The organism is Variovorax sp. GW822-FHT04A09, from assembly GCF_058801005.1.
Map to the genome: position 1 here is coordinate 137,086 of NZ_JBXAMV010000007.1, position 22,674 is coordinate 159,759.

Sequence of the window (22,674 nt, forward strand, 5' to 3'; positions counted from 1 at the left end):
GTCGTGATGGAGTGGGGTTGCGACCTCAGCGGTCGTCGATCGTGGATTCGGGCCGCTCCAGCACGCAGTAGCCGCGGCGCCAGTGCACCACGCTCACCTGCACCGAGCGCACGCACATGGCGACGAAGCCCAGCAGGCACACGCCGTAGACGATGTTCATCGGCAGGTCGACGATGGTCATGCTCGCGTTGTTGCCGATCTTGAGCATCATCTGCACCGTCATGACCACGGCCGCCGCGAAGAACGCCGTGCGCAGCACGTCGACCAGCAGGCCCAGCGCGCGGCCCATGGCCGGCGGCATGTGGCGGTAGAAGAAGTCGACCTGGATGTGGTTGTTGCGCGCCACGCCGATCGACGCGCCCACGAACACCGTGCCCACCAGCAGGTAGCGCGCGATCTCCTCGGTCCAGGAGGCCGAGTCGTTCAGCACGTAGCGCGTCACGAACTGGTAGAGCACCGTGAGGCCCAGCACCCAGAAGATGCCCAGGGCGGCCCAGGCCTCCACGGTGGTGCCGGACAGGTCGACGGCCTCGTCCTTGGCGTGGAACTCGCCGTCGTCGCCCAGCAGCTTGTCGTCGCTCATCGTGTGGCCTTACTTGATCGCGATGATGCGGTCGTAGTCCTGCTGGCGGTAGCCGTGGTCGGTGGGCTTGGTGTTCTTGAGCACGGCCTCGCGGAACGCGCCCTTGTCGACCGTGATCACGTTGTTGCCCTTCTTCTTGAACTCCTCCACCAGCCGGGTCTCGGAGGCGATGATCTCGCGGCCGGTTTTCTCGGCGGCTTCCTGCATCACGTCGTTGAACATCTTCTTCTCGTCGGCACTGAGCTTGGCCCACAGCTGGCCCGAGACCACGGTGAGCAGCGAGTCGACGATGTGGCCGGTCAGCGAGATGTTCTTCTGCACCTCGTAGAACTTCTTGGCCTCGATGGTGGGCAGCGGGTTCTCCTGCGCATCCACGGTGCCGCTTTGCAGCGCGAGGTAGACCTCGGCGAAGGCGATCGGCGTGGCGTTGGCGCCCAGCGACTTGGGGAAGGCCAGGTAGGCGGGCGCGTCGGGCACGCGGATCTTCAGGCCCTTCATGTCCTCGGGCTTGCTCACCGGCTTGGCCGCGCTCGAGGTGACGTGGCGCGCGCCGTAGTAGTTGAGCGCCGTGATGTGGTTGCCGGTCTTGTCGTCGTAGCCCTTGGCGAGCTCCTTGAACACGTCGCTCCTGGCGTACTTCAGCTGGTGCTCCGCGTCGCGGAAGATGAACGGAAAGTAGGTGATGGCCAGCGGCTTGTAGCTGTTGCCCGCGAAGCTCGCGCCGGTCAGCACGATGTCCACCGTGCCCAGCGTCAGGCCCTGGTTGATGTCGGCTTCCTTGCCCAGGCTGGAGGCCGGGAACACCTGGATGTCGTACTTGCCGTTGCTGCGCTTCTTGATCTCTTCGGCCGCCCACACCGAGTACTTGTGGAAGGGCTCCGAGGTCTCGTAGACGTGCGCCCACTTGAGCTTGGTCTGCGCCGAGGCGATGCCCGTTGCGCCCAGCGCGCCGGCTGCGAGGGCGCAGGCGGCCAGGGCCTTGAGGGCGGTGCGTTTGCTGTTCTTGCTGCTGCTGATCATGGGGTGTGTCTCCGTTGTAGTGAACTGGCAGGAAGGCTGGCGAGAAATCAGGCGGGCTTGGCGCGGCGCCAGCTCGCGCTGAAACGGTGGTGCGAGTTGTCCATGTGCGTGTGCATCGCGCTGCGCGCGGCGTCGGCGTCGCGCGCGGCAATGGCGTCGCGAATGGCTTCGTGCTCGGTGATGGCGGCGCGCCATGAGGTCACGGTCTCGAAGTAGCCGCCCAGCCGCGTGAAGATCGGCCCGCGGCGCGAATCCCAGAAGCCCTGCACCGTCTCGACCAGCACCACGTTGCCGCTGGCGCCGACGATGGCCAGGTGAAAGGCGCGGTCGCCGTCCAGCGGCATGACGTTGCGGTCGGCCATCTCGCGCATGGTGGCGATGGCGCGCGTCATCGCGTCCACGTCCTTGCGCTTGCCCGAGAGGGCGGCGATGGCGGCGGTCTCGCCCTCGATCACGCGGCGCGCGCGGATCAGCTCCAGCGGCCCCCACTCGGTGGGCGCCACCGGCGCGCTGGCGCGGTGCGAGCGGTCGAGCACGTACACGCCCGAGCCGGTGCGCACCTCGACCCAGCCCTCGACCTCCAGCGCGATGAGCGCTTCGCGCACCGAGGGCCGGCTCACGCCGAGCTGCTTGGCCAGGTCGCGCTCGGCGGGCAGGCGCGCGCCCACGTCGAACTCGCCCTTGGCGATCAGCCCCCGGAGCTGGTCGGCAATCTGACGATAAAGGCGTTGGGGTTCGACGGTCTGGAGCGGCACGGGAGCAGGCAGTGGGTGCGGGCGAGGCGGTGGATCGGCTTAAGGGTTGTCCTGAATTGGACAAGTGGTAAGGCCAATTCAGAATACGGCGATTCACAGATGTCACCCATCGGGCCTAACCCGAACCCACCCCGCATCCGCACAACACCCCAGGAGACACCGACCATGAGATTGAAGGGAAAGACCGTGCTCGTCACCGCCGCCGGCCAGGGCATCGGCCGCGCCAGTGTGCTGGCGCTCGCGGCCGAGGGCGCCCATGTGTGGGCCACCGACGTCAACGAGCAGCTGCTGTCGGCCTATGCCGGCGTGGCGAACGTCACGGCCCTGAAGCTCGACGTGCTCGACAAGGCCGCCATCGGCGCGGTCGTGGCGCAGCTGCCCACGCTGGACGTGCTGTTCAACTGCGCGGGCGTGGTGCACAACGGCACCATCGAGCAGGCCGGCGACGACGACCTCGACTTTGCCTTCCGCCTCAACGTGCGCGCGCAGATGTGGACCATCCAGGCCGTGCTGCCCGGCATGCTCGCGGCGGGGCGCGGCAGCATCATCAACATGGCCAGCGTGTGCTCGAGCATGAAGGGCCTGCCCAACCGTTTTGTCTACGGCACCACCAAGGCGGCCGTGCTCGGCCTCACCAAGAGCGTGGCGGCCGACTACGTGGCCCGCGGCATCCGCTGCAATGCCGTGTGCCCGGGCACGGTCGACACGCCCTCGCTGGGCGATCGCATCAACGCCAACGCCGACCCCGAGGCCGCGCGCAAGGCCTTCGTGGCGCGCCAGCCCATGGGCCGGCTCGCGCAGGCCGAGGAGATCGCGCCGGTGGTCGTCTTCCTGGCGAGCGACGAATCCATCTTCGCCACCGGCCAGTACTTCACGGTCGACGGCGGCATCACGATATGAACCGGCTCGATTTCGAAGGCCGCCACGCGGTGGTCACCGGCGGTGCCACGGGGCTGGGCTTCGGCATCGCGCAGCGGCTCGTCGCCTCGGGCGGCAGCGTCACGCTGTGGGACCGCGACGAGGCCGCCGCGGTGCGCGCGGCCGAAGCGCTGGGCGCCAAGGCCTTCGCACTGAAGGTCGAGGTGACGCAGCAGCCCTCGGTCGCGAAGGCCGTGGCCGCCACGCTCGCCCACGCGCCGCGCATCGATGCGCTGGTCAACAGCGCCGGCATCACCGGGCCCAACGTCAAGCTGTGGGACTACCCGGTGGACGACTGGCGCCAGGTGATGGAGGTCAACGTCAACGGCGTGTTCCTGTGCTGCCGCGAGGTGGTGGCGCAGATGCGCAGGCAGGGCACGAAGGGCGAGGGCCGCATCGTCAACATCGCCTCGGTGGCGGGCAAGGACGGCAACCCCAACGCCAGCGCGTACAGTGCGAGCAAGGCCGCCGTCATCGGGCTCACCAAGTCGCTCGGCAAGGAGCTGGCCGACACCGGCATCCGCGTGAACTGCGTGACGCCCGCGGCGGTGAAGACCGCCATCTTCGACCAGATGACCCCCGACCACATCGCCTTCATGCTCTCGAAGATTCCCATGGGCCGCTTCGGCACGGTGGAAGAGGTGGCCGCGATGGTCGGCTGGCTCTGCACCGACGATTGTTCGTTTTCCACCGGCGCGGTCTTCGACCTCTCCGGTGGCCGCTCCACCTACTGACCCCATTCCCTATTTCAATGCACTGAAAGGAACGCATGAAACTCGTCCGCTACGGCAACCCCGGCAAAGAGAAGCCCGGCCTCATCGACAACGAAGGCAAGCTGCGCGACCTGAGCGCCATCGTCAAGGACATCGGTCCCGACCAACTCGGCGATGCCGCCCTGGCCAAGCTGCGCAAGACCAAGCTCGACAAGCTGCCGCTGGTCAAGGGCAAGCCGCGTTTGGGCAGCCCCGTGGCCAACGTCGGCAAGTTCATCGCCATCGGCCTGAACTACGCGGACCACGCGGCCGAGTCGGGCCTGCCGGTGCCCAAGGAGCCCATCGTCTTCATGAAGGCCACCAGCTGCATCCAGGGCCCGAACGACCCGGTGATGCTGCCCAAGGGCTCGGTGAAATCCGACTGGGAAGTCGAACTCGGCGTGGTCATCGGCACGAAGGCGCGCTACGTCTCGCAAAAGAGCGCACTCGACTACGTGGCCGGCTACTGCACCATCAACGACGTGAGCGAGCGTGAATACCAGATCGAGCGCGGCGGCACCTGGGACAAGGGCAAGGGCTGCGACACCTTCGGCCCCATCGGCCCCTGGCTCGTCACGCGCGACGAAATCGAGAACCCGCAGAAGCTCGCGATGTGGCTCGACCTCAACGGCCAGCGCGTGCAGACCGGCAGCACCAAGACCATGATCTTCAGCGTGGCCAAGCTCGTGAGCTACGTGAGCCAGTTCATGACGCTGATGCCCGGCGACGTGATCACCACCGGCACGCCGCCCGGCGTCGGCATGGGCATGAAGCCGCCGCTGTTCCTGAAGAAGGGCGACGTGATGACGCTGGGCATCGAAGGCCTGGGCGAGCAGCGCCAGGAAGTGGTGCCCTTCAAGCTCTGAGCACGCGCACCAGCTCGTCGTACACCAGCCGCACGCGCGCCGGCACCGGCGCGCGCTGCGGGCGGTAGACGTGGATCGGCCAGGGCTCGGGCGCCTCGGCTGCCAGCACCTCCACCAGCGCACCCGACTGCAGCCACGGCTGCGCCAGCGGCCCGATGAGCTGGCCGAAGCCGATGCCCGCCAGCACCGCGGCGCATTCGGCGTCGATGTTGTCCGTCACGAACGCGGGCGACGACACGGTGAACACCCGTTTCTTGCTGAAGGCCCACGGCCAGGGCCGGCCCGAGCTGTGGTCGATCAGCGCCGTCACCGGCAGCCCGGACAGCGCATCGACGGTGCGCGGCGCACCGACCCGCTCGACGAGTGCGGGTGAGCCCACCACGCACAGCGACATCTTTCCCACGCCCCGCGCCACGAAGCGCGCGTCGCGCATCGGGCCGACGCGCACGCCGAGGTCGATCTGCTGGTCGACCACGTCGGCATGCTGCTCCGACAGCCGCAGGTCGAGCACCAGCCCGGGATGCTGCGCCAGCAGCGGCGCCAGCGCCTGCGGAATCAGCCGGGCGTACACATGCGGCGCCGTGACCCGCACCGTGCCCGTGTGCTGCGACAGCGCGCGCCGGTCGATGCGGTGAAAGAGCTCGTCCACGCCGCCCACGGCCACGCGGGCGCGCTCGGCCAACTGGCGCCCGAAATCGGTGAGCTGCACGCCGCGCGTGCTGCGGTGAAAGAGCGGCTCGCCCAGTTCTTCTTCGAGTTCGCGCACGGCGCGCGTCACCACCTGCGGCGACACCGACAGGCGCACGGCCGCCTCGCGGAAGTTGGCGGCATCGGCGGCGGTGAAGAACACGCGCAGGGCTTCGAGGCGGTTGGACATGGGGTGTTCCTTTTTGGGGAATTCTGAAGTCGCCAGAGTTTCATTTACTGGAACGCGTGGATTTTCCACACTGCATGCACTTCTTCAACACACCCCAAGGAAATTCCCATGACCTCCATTCAAGACAACATCCAGGGCAAGGTCGCCATCGTCACCGGCGCGAGCAGCGGCCTGGGCGAATCGACGGCGCGCCACCTGGCCGCGCGTGGCGCCAAGGTGGTGCTCGCGGCCCGCCGCACCGACCGGCTCGACCAGGTCGTCGCCGAGATCCGCGAGGCCGGCGGCGACGCCATCGCCGTGGCCACCGACGTGGCCCAGCGCGCCGACCTCGAAAGGCTGGCTGCCGCCACCGTCGAGGCCTTCGGCCGCATCGACGTGCTGGTCAACAACGCGGGCGTGATGCCGCTGTCGCCGCTGGACAAGCTCAAGGTCGACGAGTGGGACCGCACCATCGACGTCAACATCAAGGGCGTGCTCTACGGCATCGCCGCCGTGCTGCCGCGCATGCAGGCGCAGGGCAGCGGCCACATCGTGAACGTCGCGTCGATCGCCGGGCTGAAGGTGTTCACGCCCATCGGCACGGTCTACAGCGCCACCAAGCACGCGGTGCGGGCCATCTCCGAAGGCCTGCGCGTGGAGGTGGGCAACAGCGGCGTGCGCGTGACCATCGTGTCGCCCGGCGCGGTGGACTCGGAGCTGAAGTTCGGCAGCAGCGACGCCGAGAGCGCCGCCGGCGTGAAGGCCTTCTACGACGCCAACCAGATTCCGGCCGATTCGGTGGCGCGCGCCGTCGTCTATGCGGTGGAGCAGCCGGCGAACGTGGACATCAACGAGGTCGTGCTGCGGCCCGTGTCGCAGGAGTTCTGATCCCGCCGGGCAAGGGTGCGACCCTCTGGCGGTCGCCCCTTGCTTTGGCTAGCCTTCATTAACCTACCGCGGACCAAGGTCATTTGCGGTCAAAAGTGCAAAGCCCCTGCAAAATAGAACGACCGTTCGTTTTATTCGGAGCTTTCACGATGTCTGCCACCGCCGTTCCCGCCAAGCCGGCTCGCGCCGCCCCCAAAGGCCAGCAGACCAAGGCCATCATCGTCGACGCCGCGCTGGCACTGGCCGCGCAGATCGGGCTCGAGGGCCTGTCGATCGGCGCCGTGGCCGAAATCACCAAGATGAGCAAGTCGGGCGTGTTTGCCCACTTCGGCTCGCGCGAGGAACTGCAGATTTCGGTGGTGCGCGAATACCACGCCCGCTTCGAGCAGGAGGTGTTCTTCCCCGCCCTGCAGGCCCCGCGCGGCCTGCCGCGCCTTCGCGCCATGTTCGCCAACTGGATGAAGCGCACCTCGACCGAGATCGACTCGGGCTGCATCTACATCAGCGGCGCCTCCGAATTCGACGACCGCCCGGGCCCCGTGCGCGACGCGCTGGTCGAGTCGGTCAGCATCTGGCAGGCCGCCGTGCTGCGCGCCATCGTGCAGTCCAAGACCGAAGGCCACCTGCGCGCCGACGCCGACGAGCGCCAGGTCGGGTTCGAGATCCACGGCCTGATCCTCGCGCTGCACTACGAAGCCCGCTTCCTGCAGGTGCCCGGCTCCATCGGCCGCGCCAACGTCGGCTTCGACAACATCCTTGCGCGCGCCGCCACGCCGGACGCGCCGCCTGCTTCCAATGCCGCCGAGTCCGCGCCCGCCGCGCGCGGCACGCGCCGGCTCAAGACCGTGCGCTGAGCGCCACGGCTGCCCGTTTCGTTTTTCCGTTTTCGTTTTTCCAATCTATCTAGCTTCGACCAGGAGAGTCCCGGATGCCTACCTACAACCCCCCCGTGCGTGACATGCAGTTCGTGCTGCACGAAGTGCTCAACGTCGCCGAGGAACTCAAGGCACTGCCGGCCCACGCCGAGACCGATGCCGACACCATCAACGCCGTGATCGAAGAGGCCGGCAAGTTCGCGGCCGAAGTCACCTTCCCGCTGAACATCAGCGGCGACGAAGAAGGCTGCGTGCTCGACAAGGCCACGCACGAAGTGAAGACGCCCACGGGCTTCAAGGACGCCTACGCCAAGTACGTCGAAGGCGGCTGGCCCGCGCTGTCGTGCGACCCGGCCTTCGGCGGCCAGGGCCTGCCGTTCGTGGTGAACCAGTGCCTGTTCGAAATGCTCAACAGCGCCAACCAGGCCTGGACCATGTACCCGGGCCTGTCGCACGGCGCCTACGAGGCACTGGCCGCGCACGGCACCGACGCGCAGAAGAAGACCTACCTGCCCAAGCTCACGAGCGGCGAGTGGACCGGCACCATGTGCCTGACCGAACCCCATTGCGGCACCGACCTGGGCCTGCTGCGCACCAAGGCCGAGCCGCAGGCGGACGGCACCTACCGCATCACCGGCAGCAAGATCTTCATCTCGGCCGGCGAGCACGACATGACGAGCAATATCATTCACCTGGTGTTGGCCCGCCTGCCGGACGCGCCCAAGGGCAGCAAGGGCATCAGCCTGTTCGTGGTGCCCAAGTTCCACGTCAAGGCCGACGGCTCGCTGGGCGAGCGCAACCCGATCTTCTGCGCCGGCCTGGAGCACAAGATGGGCATTCACGGCAACGCCACCGCGCAGATCGTGATCGAAGGTGCCACCGGCACGCTGGTGGGCGAGCCCAACAAGGGCCTGGCTGCGATGTTCGTGATGATGAACGCCGCTCGCCTGGGCGTGGGCAACCAGTCGCTGGGCCTGACCGAAGTGGCCTACCAGAACGCGCTGGCCTACGCCAAGGACCGCATCCAGATGCGTTCGCTCTCGGGCGTGAAGGCCAAGGACAAGGAAGCCGACCCCATCATCGTGCACCCCGACGTGCGCAAGATGCTGCTCACAGCCAAGGCGTACGCCGAAGGCGGCCGCGCGCTGCAGATCTTCTGCACGCTGCTGCTCGACAAGGAACACAACCACCCCGACGAGAAGGTGCGCAAGGACAGCGGCGAGCTGGTCGCGCTGCTCACGCCCATCGTCAAGGCCTTCATCACCGACAACGGCCACATCGCGACCAATTCGTGCATGCAGGTCTTCGGTGGCCACGGCTTCATCAAGGAATGGGGCATGGAGCAGTTCGTGCGCGACAACCGCATCAACATGATCTATGAAGGCACCAACACCATCCAGTCGCTGGACCTGCTGGGCCGGAAGATCCTGGGCAACAACGGCGCTTCGCTGAAGAAGTTCGGCAAGCTCGTCGCCAAGCTGGTGGAAGAAGAAGGCGTGAACGAGAAGATGGCCGAGTTCATCAGCCCGATCGCGATGCTGGGCGACCAACTCACCAAGTTCACGACCGAGATCGGCTTCAAGGGCTTCCAGAACCCCGACGAAGTGGGTGCTGCCGCCGTCGACTACCTGCGCGTGGCCGGCCACTTCGTGTTCGGCTACCTGTTCGCCCGCATGGCGCAAGTGGCCCTGCGCGAAATCGCCGCCGGCAACAACGATCCGTTCTACGTCGCCAAGCTGCAGACCGCACGCTTCTACTTCGCCAAGCTGTTCCCCGAGACCGTGATGCTGATGCGCACCGCGCGCGCCGGCAGCAAGGTGTTGATGGACACCGACGCCGCACTCGCTTAAGCGACACACAGCCTTTCTTCATCGACCCACCGGGAGCCCGCTCATGAAAGCAACGCTTGCAGCCGTCTTGTTCACCGTCACCGCCGTCTCGGCCATGGCCCAGAGCACGCCGGTGGGCCTGTGGCGCAATGTCGACGACAAGACCGGCGAGGCCAAGGCCGAGATCCGCATCGCCGACGCCAACGGCGCGCTGCTCGGTCGCATCGAGAAGTCGTTGAAGAAAGACACCAAGCCCGACGCCACCTGCGACGAATGCGCCGACGACCGCAAGGGCAAGCCCATCGCGGGCCTGGAGATCATCCGTGGCGGCAAGAAGGCCGAGGGCAAGGACGTCTGGGAAGGCGGGAAGATCCTCGACCCCGAGAACGGCAAGGAGTACCGCGCGAGCTTCACGCCCATTGACGGCGGCAAGAAGCTGGAAGTGCGCGGCTACCTCGGCCCCTTCTGGCGCACCCAAACCTGGAACCGTGTGCAGTAAGTGCGCAACGGAGGCCATGTGACATGAGCGTCTCATCTGGAAAGTTGATCGGTGGCCTTGCCCTCGTGGCGGTTGCTGCTGGTGCGGCCGCTGTCATCTTCTTTCTTGGGATATTCGCAACTGTCCCCATTGCTACCGGGTACAGAGGCGCCTCGGCGACATTCCCGTGGTGGGTCGGTTTCGGTTGGGCGATCTGCGGTCTGTTTGGTTTGGGAGGACTGGTTCTCCTTGCGAACTCACTGGCAGCAGACGAATCGCCACCGACATCAGGTGCCGAATCGGACTCGGCATAGCGCGTCATCGATGCAGCGGAGATTCCCTTTTGTTCTTGATAGCTTGACCCACTCCCGTGCTGCTCACTTCGTGTAGCAGCCTCCCCTCAAGGGGCAAGACCAGCGGCCCGGCCAAACCGGTTTCGCAGTGTTCCCCGAACTGATTCATAACTTCGAAACTCAGCCATGTCCCGATTTCAAGTGAAGAAGGTCGCCGTGCTCGGCGCCGGCGTGATGGGCGCGCAGATTGCCGCCCACCTCGTCAACGTGCGCGTGCCTGTCGTGCTGTTCGACCTGGCCGCCAAGGAAGGCCCGAAGAACGGCATCGTCACGCGCGCCATCGACAACCTCAAGAAGCTCAAGCCCGCGCCGCTCGGTGACGTGGCCGACGCCGGCCTGATCGAGCAGGCCAACTACGAAGACGACCTCGCCAAGCTCGGCGAGTGCGACCTCATCATCGAGGCCATTGCCGAGCGCATGGACTGGAAGCTCGATCTGTACAAGAAGATCGCGCCGCACGTCGCCAAGCATTCGATCCTGGCCTCGAACACCTCGGGCCTGTCGATCACCAAGCTCAGCGAAGCACTGCCTGAAGCCCTGAAGCCGCGTTTCTGCGGCATTCACTTCTTCAACCCGCCGCGCTACATGTTCCTGGTGGAGCTGATCAACACGCCCACCACCCAACCCCAGGTGCTCGACGACCTCGAGGCCTTCGTCACCAGCACGCTCGGCAAGGGCGTGGTGCGCGCGCACGACACGCCCAACTTCATCGCCAACCGCGTCGGCATCGCCGGCATGCTGGCCACGCTGAAGGAAGTCGAGAAGTTCGGTTTGACGCCCGACGTGGTGGACGACCTCACCGGCAAGAAGCTGGGCCGCGCGAGCTCGGGCACCTTCCGCACCGCCGACGTGGTGGGCCTGGACACCATGGCCCACGTCGTGAAGACGCTGCAGGACAACCTGAATGCCGAGACCGATCCGTTCTACGCCAACTTCGCGACGCCGCCGGTGCTCGCCAAGCTGCTGGAGCTGGGCAACCTGGGCCAGAAGACCAAGGCCGGCTTCTTCAAGAAGGCCGGCCGCGACATCCTGCGCTTCGACCTGAAGAGCGGCGAGTACGTGCCCGCTGGCGCCAAGGCCGACGAGGTGTACGGCCGCATGCTCAAGAAGCCCGCGGGCGAGCGCCTGAAGCTGCTGCGCGAGAGCGAAGGACCGCAAGGCCAGTTCCTCTGGGCCATCCTGCGCGACGGTTTCCACTACGCCGCCGTGCACCTGGCCGACATCGCCGAGAGCGCGCGCGACATCGACTTCGCGATGCGCTGGGGCTTCGGCATGAAGCAGGGCCCGTTCGAACTCTGGCAGGAAGCCGGCTGGGCGCAAGTCGCCAAGTGGGTGCAGGAAGACATCGACGCGGGCAAGGCACTGAGCACCGCACCGCTGCCCAAGTGGGTCTTCGAAGGCCCGGTTGCGCAAGCGGGCGGCGTGCACACGCCCGAGGGCTCGTGGAGCGCGTCGCAGAACAAGTTCGTGCCGCAGCGCAAGCTGCCCGTGCACGACCGCCAGCTGTTCCCCGAGAGCGTGCTCGGCGCGAACGCAGCCGATGCCAACACGGCCGGCACGACGATCAGCGACGAAGGCGATGTGCGCGTGTGGACGCTCGACGGTGAAGTGCTCATCGCGAGCATCCAGTCGAAGATGCACGCCATCAGCCCCGACGTGGCCGAGGCACTCGGTGCCGCGGTCGACCTGGCCGAAGCCGAATACAAGGGCCTGGTGATCTGGTCGCCCGACGAGGTGTTCTCGGTCGGCGCCGACCTGCAGGCGATGCTGCCGGCCTTCGTGGTCGCGGGCATCGGCGCGGTCGAAGGCGCGGAAGAAGAGCTGCAGAACGTCATGCTCAAGATCCGCTACGCCAACGTGCCGGTGATCTCCGCCGTGCGCGGCATGGCGCTGGGCGGCGGCTGCGAGCTGGCCATCCACTCGGCCAAGCGCGTCGTCGCGATGGAAAGCTACATCGGCCTGGTCGAAGTCGGCGTGGGCCTGATCCCCGGCGCGGGCGGCCTGACCTACATCGCACGCCGCGCTGCGGAGAACGCATCGGCCTCGACGGGCACCGACCTGCTGCCGTTCCTCACCGAAGGCTTCACCGCCGCGGCGATGGCGAAGGTGGGCACCGGCGCGCTCGACTCGAAGAAGCTGGGCTACCTGCTCGACAGCGACGTGATCGTGCCGAACAAGGACGAGCTGCTCTACGTAGCACTGCAGCAGGCCAAGGCCATGGCCGACGCCGGCTACCGCCCGCCGCTACGCCGCACCTTCCGCGTCGCGGGCCGCAGCGGTGCCGCGACGATCAAGGGCCAGCTGGTGAACATGCGCGACGGCGGCTTCATCAGCGCGCACGACTTCCACATTGCCAGCCTGATCGCGAACGTGGTCACCGGCGGCGACGTGGACGCGGGCTCGCTCGTGACCGAGGAATACCTGATGGCGCTGGAACGCAAGGCGTTCTGCTCGCTCATCGTGCACCCCAAGACGCAGGAACGCATCATGGGCATGCTCAGCACCGGCAAGCCCGTGCGCAACTAAGGACAGATTTCATGAGCAAGCAAGTACAAGACGCCTACATCGTCTCCGCCACCCGCACGCCCATCGGCAAGTCGCACCGCGGCTACTTCCGCAACTACCGCCCCGACGACCTGCTCGCGACCACGCTGAAGGCGGCACTCGCGGCAGTTCCCGGCCTCGATCCGAAGGCCATCGAAGACATCATCTGCGGCTGTGCGATTCCCGAATCGCAGCAGGGCCTGAACGTCGCGCGCATCGGCGCGGTCCTGGCGGGTCTGCCCACCAGCATCGGCGGCATCACCGTGAACCGCTTCTGCGCCTCGGGCCTGTCGGCCGTGCAGATGGCGGCGGACCGCATCCGCGTCGGCGAAGCCGACGTGATGATCGCGGCCGGCGTCGAGAGCATGAGCATGGTGCCGATGATGGGCAACTCGCCCTCGCTGTCGCCCTCGATCTTCGAGCGCGAAGGCGACGTGGGCATTGCCTACGGCATGGGCCTCACGGCCGAGAAGGTCGCGCAGCAGTGGAAGGTGAGCCGCGAGGCGCAGGACGCGTTCGCGCTGGCCTCGCACCAGAAGGCACTGGCCGCGCAGGCCGCCGGCAAGTTCGCCGACGAGATCACGCCGATCGAAGTGACCGACCGCACACCGAACCTGGAAACCGGCGAGTCGATCGCCAAGACCCGCACCGTGAGCCTGGACGAAGGCGCGCGCCCCGACACCAGCATCGAAGGCCTGGCCAAGCTGCGCACCGTGTTCGCCGCGCGCGGCACCGTGACGGCCGGCAACAGCTCGCAGACCTCCGACGGCGCGGGCGCGCTGATCCTGGCGAGCGAGAAGGCCATCAAGCAGTACGGCCTCACGCCGCTCGCACGCTTCGTGAGCTTCGCCAGCAAGGGCGTGCCGCCGCACATCATGGGCATCGGCCCGATCGAGGCGATTCCGGCCGCGCTGCGCTATGCAGGCCTGAAGCACGAAGACATCGACTGGTTCGAACTCAACGAAGCCTTCGCCGCGCAATCGCTCGCGGTGATGAACACGCTGGGGCTCGACCCGTCGAAGGTCAACCCGATGGGCGGCGCGATTGCACTGGGCCACCCGCTGGGCGCGACCGGCGCGATCCGCGCAGCCACCGTGGTGCACGCGCTGCGCCGCGAGAAGCTGAAGTACGGCATGGTCACGATGTGCGTGGGCATGGGCCAGGGCGCTGCAGGAATTTTTGAACGCGTCTGATCCGTCCGACCCCGGGACGCCCTAGCAAGGGGCCGCAGAACGAAGGAGACCACGGAATGCAAGCCTTGCAACTGCCGGTCGACGCCGGCGCCCACGTGGCGGTGCGCCGCTACGACCCCGCCGGCGCCCCGCGCGCCAGCATCGTCATCGGCGGTGCGATGGGTGTGCGCCAGTCGTTCTACGAGCCCTTCGCGCACTGGCTCGCGGGGCAGGGCCTGCGGGTCTGGACCTTCGACTACCGCGGCAGCGGCGACTCGCTCGGCGATGCGCCGCTGCGTGGTTTCCAGGCCGACCTGTTCGACTGGGCGCGCGACTACGAGGCGGTGATCGACGCCGCGAAGGCCGCGCTGCCCGACGAGCCGCTGTACCTGCTGGGCCACAGCCTCGGCGCGCAGCTGCCGGGCTTCCTGCAGCGGCCCGGGCAGGTCGACGGCCTCGTCAGCATCGCGGCCGGCAGCGGCTACTGGCGCGAGAACGCGCCGAAGCTGCGACGCAGCATCCTGTATTTCTGGTTCGTGCTGGTGCCGCTGGCGACGCGCCTGTGGGGCTACTTTCCGGGCCGCAAGCTGAAGAAGGTCGGCGACCTGCCGCGCGGCGTGATCCTGCAATGGCGCCGCTGGTGCCTGAACCCGCGCTACAGCGTGGGCGCGGAAGGCGAGCCCGCGCTGCAAAGCTATGCACGCGTGCGCTTCCCGGTGCTCGCGCTCTCGATGACCGACGATGAACTGATGACGCATGCGGGCACGCGCAGCCTCGTGAGCTTCTACGCGGGCGCGCCGAGTGCGGTCGAGCGCATCGCGCCGGCCGACGTGCAGGCGCGGCGCATCGGCCACTTCGGTTTCTTCCGCGAGCAGTTCAGTCAGAGCCTGTGGCCGAGCACGCTCGACAAGCTGCACCGACTCGCCGCGCTGACCGCGCCTGCGGCAGTGCAGCACGCCAACGTCCCGCACACGACTGCGTGAGGTCATCCTCCGAAGGCACACTGGCGATCACCATGAGCAGCACGAACCCACACCCCCTCGACAAAGCCCTGGCCCTGCACCACAGCGACATCCGCGTGGGGCACTTCACGGGCACCACGAGTCCCGACTACTGGAACATGGTCGGCCCGTTCGGCGGCACCACCGCGGCGCTGGCGCTGCAGGCGGTGCTCCAGCACCCCGACCTGCTCGGCACGCCCATCGCGCTGACCGTCAACTACGCGGCCGCGCTCGGCGAGGGCGCGTTCGACATCCAGGCCACCGCCGTGCGCACCAACCGCTCGACGCAGCACTGGACGGTGACGATCACGCAGCCCGGCGCCGACGGCGCCGCGAACATGACGACCACCGCCACCGTGGTCACGGCCGCGCGCCGCGACACGTGGAGCCAGGCCGACCTCACCATGCCCGAGGCGCCCAAGCCCGAGGCGGTCGATCGCATCCGCATCGGCCCGTCGGGCGTGGCCTGGCTCGAGCAGTACGAGATGCGTCCCTTCAGCGGCGGCATTCCCGCCAAGTGGGACGGCAGCCTGCAGCACAGCGAAACGCGCCTGTGGGTGCGCGACGCGCAGGCGCGCCCGCTGGACTTCGCCTCGCTCGCCGCGTTGAGCGACGTGTTCTACCCGCGCGTGTGGCTGCGCCGCGCCACGCACGTGCCCGCGGGCACGGTGTCGATCACCACGTACTTCCATGTCGGTGCCGCCGAGCTGGCCGAGGTCGGCACGGGCTACCTGCTGGGCTGCGCGGCGGGGCAGCAGTTCTTCAACGGCTTCTTCGACCAGAAGGCACAGCTGTGGAGCGAGAAGGGCACGTTGCTGGCCACGTCGAACCAGATCGTCTACTACAAGGAATGACGCGATGACGCTCACCAAGGCCGCATTGATCGTCGGCGCGGGCGATGCCACCGGCGGCGCCATCGCCCGCCGCTTCGCGCGCGAGGGCTACGCCACCTGCGTCACGCGGCGCAGCCTCGACAAGCTGCAGCCGCTGGTGGCGCAGATCGAGGCCGACGGCGGCCGGGCCCACGCCTTCGCCTGCGACGCACGCAAGGAAGAAGAAGTGGTGGCGCTCATCGAGCAGATCGAATCGACCGTCGGGCCGATCGAGGTGATGGTGTTCAACATCGGCGCGAACGTGCCGGAAAGCATCCTCACCGAAACTGCGCGCAAGTACTTCAAGGTGTGGGAAATGGCCTGCTTCTCGGGCTTCCTCAACGGCCGCGAAGTGGCCAAGCGCATGGTGGCGCGCGAGATGCCGGCCGGCGGCCATCGCGGCACGATCATCTTCACGGGTGCGACGGCCTCGCTGCGCGGCGCGGCCAACTTCGGTGCCTTTTCTGGCGCCAAGATGGCCCTGCGCGCGTTGGCTCAATCGATGGCGCGCGAGCTGGGGCCGCAGGGCATCCACGTCGCGCACGTCGTGGTCGACGGGGCCATCGACACCGAGTTCATCCGCAGCAACTTCCCCGAGCGCTATGCGCTCAAGGACAGCGACGGCATCCTGAACCCGGACCACATCGCCGACAGCTACTGGATGCTGCACGCGCAGCCGCGCGATGCGTGGACGCACGAGCTGGACCTGCGCCCCTGGTCCGAGAAGTTCTGACCGACGCCGCGCTACGCTTCGCGTCGCGACGCACAGCCCCAAGGAGACGACACCCATGACGAAATCCGTCGCGTTCTATTTCGACGTCGGCAGCCCCGCCGCCTACCTGGCCGCCACGCAGTTGCCGCACGTGTGCGCCGACACCGGCGCCGAGCTGGTCTGGAAGCCCATGCTGCTGGGCGGCGTGTTCCAGGCCACGGGCAACCATTCGCCCGCCGAGATCAAGGCCAAGGGCCCGTACCTCACGACCGACCTGCAGCGCTTTGCAAAGCGCTACGGCGTTCCCTTCGTGCACAACCCGCACTTCCCGATCAACACGCTGCTGCTGATGCGCGGCGCCACCGGCGTGCAGATGAAGATGCCCGAACGCTTCGGTGCCTACATCGATGCGGTGTTCCATGCGATGTGGGTCGCGCCGAAGAACCTGAACGACCCCGCGACCGTCGGCGCCGTCTTGCAGAATGCAGGCTTCGACGCCGCGGACCTGCTCGCGCTGGCCGGCGCGCAGGAAGTGAAAGACCGCCTCAAGGCGGTCACGCAGGAGGCGGTGGAGCGCGGCGTGTTCGGCGCCCCCACCATGTTCGTCGGCGACCAGATGTTCTGGGGCCAGGACCGCCTCGATTTCGTCCGCGAAGCCATCGACGCCTGAGCGCGTCGCCCCCCGTTTTACCTACCCAAGGATCTTTCCATGAGCGACATCCTCGTCCACACCGAAGCCGGCGTGATGACCATCACCTTCAACCGCGTCGACAAGAAGAACTCGATCACCAGCAGCATGTACGCCGCGCTGGCCGACGCGCTCGCCACGGCCGAGAGCGAAGCGGCCGTGCGCTGCGTGCTGATCCAGGGCGACCCGACGATCTTCAGCGCCGGCAACGACATCGGCGACTTCCTCAACGCGCCGCCCGCCAACACCGAATCGCCGGTGTTCCGCTTCCTGCGCGGCATCGCCACCTTCCCCAAGCCCATCGTCGCCGCCGTGTGCGGCCCGGCCGTGGGCATCGGCACCACGATGCTGTTCCACTGCGACCTCGTCTACGCAGGCGACAACGCGGCCTTCTCGATGCCCTTCGTCAACCTGGGCCTGTGCCCCGAGGCCGCGTCGAGCCTGCTGGTGCCGCAGATGCTGGGCTACCACCGCGCCGCCGAAGCCCTGCTGCTGGGCGAGCCCTTCATGGCCGAGGCCGCGCTCGAAGTGGGCCTGGTCAACCGCGTGGTGCCGCCGACCGAAGCCAACGGCATCGCGCAGACGCAGGCGCGCAAGCTCGCGGCCAAGCCGCTGAGCGCGCTGATCGAGACCAAGCGCCTGCTGAAGAAGGCGCAGATGCCCGCCGTGCTCGAGCGCATGGGCGAAGAAGGCGCGAGCTTCGGCCGCATGCTGCGCGAGCCGGCCGCCAAGGAAGCGTTTGGGGCGTTCATGGAAAAGCGCAAGCCCGATTTCTCGAAGGTCTAAGCCTTCCGTGGACTTGCCTGCGGACGGTGCCTGCGTACACTGTTCCTCGTGCCTGCTCCAGACGTCAACCCGCCCACAGGGCCCGCCACGCGGGCGATGCGTGCTACTGAAAAAGTAGCATTCGGGCCCACGCGCCGGCATGCTTTGGGCTTACTCGCGGGCACGCTCGCGGCGCCCTCGCTGGTGCTGGCGCGCGTGCGGCCGTTGCGCATCGGGGTCATCGGCTCGTGGTCGGGGCCTTATGCGGGCGGCGGGCGCCAGTTCGACGCCGGCATGGCGGTCTGGCTGGCCGACCACAAGCAGCAGATCGCGGGCCGGCCGGTCGAGCTGCTGCGCCGCGACGTGCCCGGCAGCGCGCCCGAGCAGGCACGGCGCCAGGCGCAGGACCTCATCGAGAGCGAGCGCGTCGACCTGCTCACGGGGCTGGACTTCAGCTCCAACGCCTACGCCGTCGGCACCGTCGCCACGCAGGCGCGCGTGCCGACCGTGATCATGAACGCTGCCTCCTCGGGCATCCCCGGGCGCTCGCCGTTCATGGTGCGGGTGTCGTTCACCATCGCACAGGTCACGGCGCCGCTGGCGCGCTGGGCGCTGCAGCAGGGGCTGCGCGACGTGTGCACCGTGGTGGCCGACTACGCCTCGGGCGTGGACGCCGAAAGCGCCTTCGTCTCCGGCATCACCGCGGGCGGCGGGCGCGTGGGCGCGATGCTGCGCGTGCCGCTGAACACGCTCGACTACTCGGCCTACATGCTGCGCCTGCGCGAGCTGAAGCCGCAGGCCGTGTTCTTCTTCCTGCCCTCGGGCCAGATGCCGGCTATCTTCCTGAAGTTCTGGCGCGACCGCGGCATGGCCGACACCGGCATCCGCCTGCTCGCGACGGGCGACGCCACCGACGACCACTACCTGGACGGCATCGGCGAACTGGCCGAGGGGCTGGTCACCAGCCACCACTATTCCTTCGCCCACGAGTCGCCGGCCAACCGGCGTTTCGCGGGCGCCTTCGAGACCGAGTACGGCAGCCACCTGCGCCCGGGCTACTTCGCCGTGGCGGCGCACGACGGGCTCGCGGCCATCGACGCCGCGCTGAGCGCGCCGGGCGCGCGCGGCGGCAAGGCCGGCGCCGAGCGGCTGGTGGATGCGTTTCGCGGCCTGCAACTGGACAGCCCGCGCGGGCCGGTCGAGATCGACGCCCACACTCGCGACGTGGTGCAGTCGGTCTACATCCGCCGCGTGGAGCGGCGCGATGCGCGCTGGATCAACCGCGAGTTCGAGTGCTTCGAGCGCGTGCGCGACGCGGGTGTCTGACAGGGGAAGGGGACTGTCTTTTCCAGAAACACCGCGGAACCGGCTTTGCCGGGCCGCAGGTGTTGCCCCCGGCAAGGGGGTTGGAGAAGCGACACGAAGTGCGCGAAGCCTGGGGGATTACTTTTCAATCGGGCGCGGGCGGCCGTTGTCGTCGATGGCCACGTAGGTGAAGGTGGCCTGCGTCACCTTGATGTACTCGCCCTGTGCCCGGAAGCGCTCGGCGAACACCTCGACCGTCACCGTGATGGAGGTGCGGCCCACGCGCACCAGCTTCGAATAGAACGAGAGGATGTCGCCCAGCCGCACCGGCTGCTTGAAGATGAACTCGTTGACCGCCACGGTGGCCTGGCGGCCCTTGGCGTAGCGCGCCGGGATCACCGAGCCGGCCAGGTCGCACTGCGCCATGACCCAGCCGCCGAAGATGTCGCCGTTGGCGTTGCAGTCGGCCGGCATCGGGATGACCTTGAGCACCAGCTCCATGTCGGTGGGCAGGCTCTTGAGGGTGGCGGCGGCGGCCGCTGCGGCGGAAGCGGCACTGGAAGGGGAGGACATGGGCACAATCTGAAGCAACAACAACACCCACGATTGTCCCCCATGCGCCGAAGCGGCGAAGCCCTTTCCTCCTCTCCCCATGCGCCCGGTGGCCACCCGCCCGCGCGCTCCGACCGTTCCGACTGGGCGACCCTGCGCCGCCTGTTTCCCTACCTCTGGCAGTACAAGTGGCGGGTGATCGCCGCGCTCGGCTTCATGATCGCGGCCAAGGTGGCGAATGTGGGCGTGCCGGTGCTGCTCAAGAACCTGGTCGACACGATGACGCCCAAGCCCGACATGGCGCAGGCGCTGCTCGTCGTGCCGATGGCGCTGCTCGTGGCCTACGGGCTGCTGCGCTTTTCGACATCGCTCTTCAACGAGCTGCGCGAGCTGATCTTCGCCAAGGCCACCGAGGGCGCGGCGCGCAGCATCGCGCTGCAGGTGTTCGGCCACCTGCATGCGCTGAGCCTGCGCTTTCACCTGGAGCGCCAGACCGGCGGCATGACGCGCGACATCGAGCGCGGCACGCGCGGCGTGCACTCGCTCATCTCGATGTCGCTGTACAGCATCGTGCCCACCATCATCGAGCTGGCGCTGGTGCTCACCATATTGGGCGTGAAGTTCGACGCACTGTTCGTGTGGATCACGGGCGCGGCGCTGGTGCTGTACATCACCTTCACCGTGACGGTGACCGAGTGGCGCACGCAGTTCCGCAAGACCATGAACGAGCTCGACTCGATGGCGCAAAGCCGCGCGGTCGATTCGCTCCTGAACTACGAGACCGTCAAGTACTTCAACAACGAGGAGTTCGAGGCCAAGCGCTACGACGCCAGCCTCGACCGCTACCGCAAGGCCGCCATCAAGAGCCAGCGCACGCTGAGCATGCTCAACACCGGCCAGCAGCTGCTGATCGCCGTGAGCCTCGTGCTGATGCTGTGGCGCGCCACCTCGGGCGTGGTCGAAGGGCGCATGACGCTGGGCGACCTGGTGATGGTCAACGCCTTCATGATCCAGCTCTACATTCCGCTCAACTTCCTGGGCGTGATCTACCGCGAGATCAAGCAGAGCCTGACCGACCTGGACAAGATGTTCGTGCTGATGGAGAAGGAGCGCGAGGTGCGCGACGCGCCCGGTGCGCAGCCGCTGGCGGGTGCCGACTCGACCATCCGCTTCGAGGACGTGAGCTTCGCCTACGAGCCCGATCGCCCGATCCTCAAGCATGTGAGCTTCGAGATCCCCGCCGGCAAGACCGTGGCCGTGGTCGGCCCCTCGGGCTCGGGCAAGTCGACGCTGGCGCGCCTGCTGTACCGCTTCTACGACGTGCAGCAGGGCCGCATCACCATCGGCGGCGAAGACATCCGCGCCGTGCAGCAGGCCAGCGTGCGCCGTGCCATCGGCATCGTGCCGCAGGACACGGTGCTGTTCAACGACACGGTCGAATACAACATCGCCTACGGCCGCCCCGGGGCGACGCGCGAAGAGGTCGAAGGGGCGGCGCGTGCTGCGCGCATCCACGACTTCATCTCGGCCACGCCCAAGGGCTACGAGACGACGGTGGGCGAGCGCGGCCTGAAGCTCTCGGGCGGCGAGAAGCAGCGCGTGGCCATCGCGCGCACGCTCTTGAAGAACCCGCCGATCGTGATCTTCGACGAGGCCACCTCGGCGCTCGATTCGGCCAACGAACGCGCCATCCAGTCCGAGCTGCGCAGCGCCGCGCAGGGCAAGACCACGCTGGTCATCGCGCACCGCCTCTCGACCGTGGTCGAGGCGCACGAGATCCTGGTGCTCGAATCGGGCGTGATCGTCGAGCGCGGCACGCACGCCGATCTGCTCGCGCAACAGGGGCGCTATGCCCAGATGTGGGCTTTGCAGAAGAGCGAAGCAGTGCCGATGCTCTAGCCCGATCATTCACCCCTTCTTTCTTTTCACCGATCCCAGGAGTTCAGACGTGTCGACCAAGATTCCCCTGCTGGTGCTCAACAGCCTCTCGAGCGCCCACCAGGCCCAGATTGCCGAGGTCTACGACATGACCTACGCCTTCGGCGACGCCCAGCGCGCCGCCGCCATCGCCGAGCACGGCGCCCAGTTCCGCGCGGTGCTGACCATCGGCGTCATCGGCCTCACGCCCGCCGAGATCGACGCCATGCCGGCGCTCGAGCTGGTCTGTTGCATGGGCGCGGGCTACGAAGGCGTGCCGCTCGAGGTCACGCGCGCACGCGGCATCGCCACCGCCAACGGCGCCGGCACCAACGACGACTGCGTGGCCGACCACGCCTTCGGCCTGCTGATCAGCATCGTGCGCGAGTTCCGCACGCTCGACCGGCTGTGCCGCGAAGGCGTGTGGCGCGAGGCCATTCCGCAGCCGCCGAACGTGTCGGGCAAGAAGCTCGGCATCCTCGGGCTGGGCACCATCGGCCAGAAGATCGCCAAGCGCGCCGCCGCCTTCGACATGGAAATCGGCTATCACAACCGCAAGCCGCGCGAAGGCGCCACGCACCGCTACTTCGACGACCTGAAGTCGCTCGCCACCTGGGCCGACTTCTTGGTGCTGGCCGCGCCGGGCGGGCCGGCGACCAAGCACCTGGTCAACGCCGAGGTGCTCGATGCGCTGGGGCCGCAGGGCTATCTCGTGAGCATCGGCCGCGGCAGCGTGGTCGACACCGAGGCGCTGGCGAAGGCGCTGCGCGAGCACCGCATCGCGGGCGCGGGCCTGGACGTGTACGAGAGCGAACCCAAGCGCCCCGAGCCGCTCATCGGCCTGGACAACGTACTGCTCACGCCGCACATGGCGGGCTGGTCGCCCGAGGCCACGCAGAAGTCGGTGGACCACTTCCTCGCGAACGCCCAAGGGCACTTCGCGGGACGCGGCGTGCTCACGCCGATCTGATCA

22 protein-coding genes are annotated in these 22,674 nt (G+C 67.7%); 17 read left to right on the forward strand and 5 right to left on the reverse strand.

Annotation, left to right across the window (positions count from 1 at the left end; translation table 11 throughout):
* Positions 1 to 25: 25 nt before the first annotated feature.
* From AC1RLW_RS27920 to AC1RLW_RS27930, 3 genes are read right to left on the reverse strand one after another with little or no spacing between them, the layout of a single operon-like run.
* Positions 26 to 583 (reverse strand): TRAP transporter small permease, encoded by a 558-nt coding sequence (locus tag AC1RLW_RS27920; RefSeq protein WP_070060225.1) that lies wholly within the window; start codon positions 581 to 583, stop codon positions 26 to 28.
* A 9-nt stretch (positions 584 to 592) separates the two neighbouring features.
* Positions 593 to 1,603 carry a sialic acid TRAP transporter substrate-binding protein SiaP gene (locus tag AC1RLW_RS27925; protein ID WP_307582850.1) on the reverse strand — a complete coding sequence of 337 codons (1,011 nt, stop codon included), beginning with the start codon at positions 1,601 to 1,603 and terminating at the stop codon, positions 593 to 595.
* A 47-nt stretch (positions 1,604 to 1,650) separates the two neighbouring features.
* Complete coding sequence (locus AC1RLW_RS27930; RefSeq protein ID WP_062471117.1) at positions 1,651 to 2,358, reverse strand: FadR/GntR family transcriptional regulator; 708 nt, start codon at positions 2,356 to 2,358, stop codon at positions 1,651 to 1,653.
* 165 nt (positions 2,359 to 2,523) lie between these two features.
* Between AC1RLW_RS27930 and AC1RLW_RS27935 the strand changes: the two genes are divergently transcribed.
* Genes AC1RLW_RS27935 through AC1RLW_RS27945 form a run of 3 tightly spaced genes read left to right on the forward strand, consistent with a single transcriptional unit; the run spans position 2,524 to position 4,894 of the window.
* Positions 2,524 to 3,258 (forward strand): SDR family oxidoreductase, encoded by a 735-nt coding sequence (locus AC1RLW_RS27935; RefSeq protein ID WP_062471114.1) that lies wholly within the window; start codon positions 2,524 to 2,526, stop codon positions 3,256 to 3,258.
* Positions 3,255 to 4,010 (forward strand): SDR family NAD(P)-dependent oxidoreductase, encoded by a 756-nt coding sequence (locus tag AC1RLW_RS27940; protein WP_493195866.1) that lies wholly within the window; start codon positions 3,255 to 3,257, stop codon positions 4,008 to 4,010. Before AC1RLW_RS27935 ends, AC1RLW_RS27940 begins: the two co-directional genes overlap by 4 nt.
* A gap of 35 nt (positions 4,011 to 4,045) precedes the next feature.
* On the forward strand, positions 4,046 to 4,894 hold the full coding sequence (locus AC1RLW_RS27945) for a fumarylacetoacetate hydrolase family protein (protein ID WP_493195867.1): 849 nt from the start codon (positions 4,046 to 4,048) through the stop codon (positions 4,892 to 4,894).
* Here AC1RLW_RS27945 and AC1RLW_RS27950 read toward each other — a convergent pair.
* Positions 4,884 to 5,771 carry a LysR family transcriptional regulator gene (locus AC1RLW_RS27950; RefSeq protein ID WP_095743534.1) on the reverse strand — a complete coding sequence of 296 codons (888 nt, stop codon included), beginning with the start codon at positions 5,769 to 5,771 and terminating at the stop codon, positions 4,884 to 4,886. The genes AC1RLW_RS27945 and AC1RLW_RS27950 overlap by 11 nt on opposite strands.
* A 108-nt stretch (positions 5,772 to 5,879) precedes the next feature.
* On the opposite strand from AC1RLW_RS27950, the gene AC1RLW_RS27955 reads away from it, so the two are divergent.
* From AC1RLW_RS27955 to AC1RLW_RS28010, 12 genes are all read left to right on the forward strand, one after another.
* Positions 5,880 to 6,638 carry an SDR family oxidoreductase gene (locus AC1RLW_RS27955; protein WP_493195868.1) on the forward strand — a complete coding sequence of 253 codons (759 nt, stop codon included), beginning with the start codon at positions 5,880 to 5,882 and terminating at the stop codon, positions 6,636 to 6,638.
* 149 nt (positions 6,639 to 6,787) lie between these two features.
* The gene (locus tag AC1RLW_RS27960; protein WP_070060219.1) at positions 6,788 to 7,492 is read left to right on the forward strand and encodes a TetR/AcrR family transcriptional regulator; all 705 of its coding nucleotides are present in this window, start codon (positions 6,788 to 6,790) and stop codon (positions 7,490 to 7,492) included.
* Positions 7,493 to 7,566: 74 nt separating this feature from the next.
* Entirely contained in the window at positions 7,567 to 9,363 is a 1,797-nt protein-coding gene (locus tag AC1RLW_RS27965; protein WP_493195869.1) for an acyl-CoA dehydrogenase C-terminal domain-containing protein, read from the forward strand.
* 43 nt (positions 9,364 to 9,406) lie between these two features.
* Entirely contained in the window at positions 9,407 to 9,841 is a 435-nt protein-coding gene (locus tag AC1RLW_RS27970; protein WP_062471092.1) for a DUF2147 domain-containing protein, read from the forward strand.
* Between the two features lie 458 nt (positions 9,842 to 10,299).
* On the forward strand, positions 10,300 to 12,699 hold the full coding sequence (locus AC1RLW_RS27975) for a 3-hydroxyacyl-CoA dehydrogenase/enoyl-CoA hydratase family protein (RefSeq protein ID WP_493195871.1): 2,400 nt from the start codon (positions 10,300 to 10,302) through the stop codon (positions 12,697 to 12,699).
* Positions 12,700 to 12,710: 11 nt separating this feature from the next.
* Positions 12,711 to 13,910 carry an acetyl-CoA C-acyltransferase gene (locus AC1RLW_RS27980; RefSeq protein WP_062471086.1) on the forward strand — a complete coding sequence of 400 codons (1,200 nt, stop codon included), beginning with the start codon at positions 12,711 to 12,713 and terminating at the stop codon, positions 13,908 to 13,910.
* 56 nt (positions 13,911 to 13,966) lie between these two features.
* Positions 13,967 to 14,872 carry an alpha/beta hydrolase family protein gene (locus AC1RLW_RS27985; RefSeq protein WP_492698173.1) on the forward strand — a complete coding sequence of 302 codons (906 nt, stop codon included), beginning with the start codon at positions 13,967 to 13,969 and terminating at the stop codon, positions 14,870 to 14,872.
* A 32-nt stretch (positions 14,873 to 14,904) separates the two neighbouring features.
* Positions 14,905 to 15,744 (forward strand): acyl-CoA thioesterase, encoded by an 840-nt coding sequence (locus AC1RLW_RS27990; protein WP_493195872.1) that lies wholly within the window; start codon positions 14,905 to 14,907, stop codon positions 15,742 to 15,744.
* Positions 15,745 to 15,748: 4 nt separating this feature from the next.
* Positions 15,749 to 16,495, forward strand: a complete 747-nt coding sequence (locus AC1RLW_RS27995; protein ID WP_354346766.1) for an SDR family oxidoreductase — start codon at positions 15,749 to 15,751, stop codon at positions 16,493 to 16,495.
* Between the two features lie 55 nt (positions 16,496 to 16,550).
* Positions 16,551 to 17,144: a 2-hydroxychromene-2-carboxylate isomerase gene (locus AC1RLW_RS28000; RefSeq protein WP_493195873.1), complete on the forward strand. Its 594-nt coding sequence runs from the start codon at positions 16,551 to 16,553 to the stop codon at positions 17,142 to 17,144.
* Between the two features lie 39 nt (positions 17,145 to 17,183).
* A complete protein-coding gene (locus AC1RLW_RS28005) occupies positions 17,184 to 17,948 on the forward strand; it encodes an enoyl-CoA hydratase (RefSeq protein ID WP_307582871.1) in 765 nt (254 codons plus the stop codon).
* A 195-nt stretch (positions 17,949 to 18,143) separates the two neighbouring features.
* Complete coding sequence (locus tag AC1RLW_RS28010) at positions 18,144 to 19,253, forward strand: ABC transporter substrate-binding protein (protein ID WP_493195966.1); 1,110 nt, start codon at positions 18,144 to 18,146, stop codon at positions 19,251 to 19,253.
* A gap of 117 nt (positions 19,254 to 19,370) precedes the next feature.
* Here the strand turns inward: AC1RLW_RS28010 and AC1RLW_RS28015 are convergent, their stop codons facing one another.
* Complete coding sequence (locus AC1RLW_RS28015) at positions 19,371 to 19,805, reverse strand: acyl-CoA thioesterase (protein WP_159278631.1); 435 nt, start codon at positions 19,803 to 19,805, stop codon at positions 19,371 to 19,373.
* A 42-nt stretch (positions 19,806 to 19,847) separates the two neighbouring features.
* Between AC1RLW_RS28015 and AC1RLW_RS28020 the strand changes: the two genes are divergently transcribed.
* Positions 19,848 to 21,683, forward strand: coding sequence for an ABCB family ABC transporter ATP-binding protein/permease (locus tag AC1RLW_RS28020; protein ID WP_493195875.1), 1,836 nt, complete (start codon positions 19,848 to 19,850; stop codon positions 21,681 to 21,683).
* Between the two features lie 49 nt (positions 21,684 to 21,732).
* Complete coding sequence (locus AC1RLW_RS28025; protein WP_493195876.1) at positions 21,733 to 22,671, forward strand: 2-hydroxyacid dehydrogenase; 939 nt, start codon at positions 21,733 to 21,735, stop codon at positions 22,669 to 22,671.
* Positions 22,672 to 22,674: the final 3 nt, after the last annotated feature.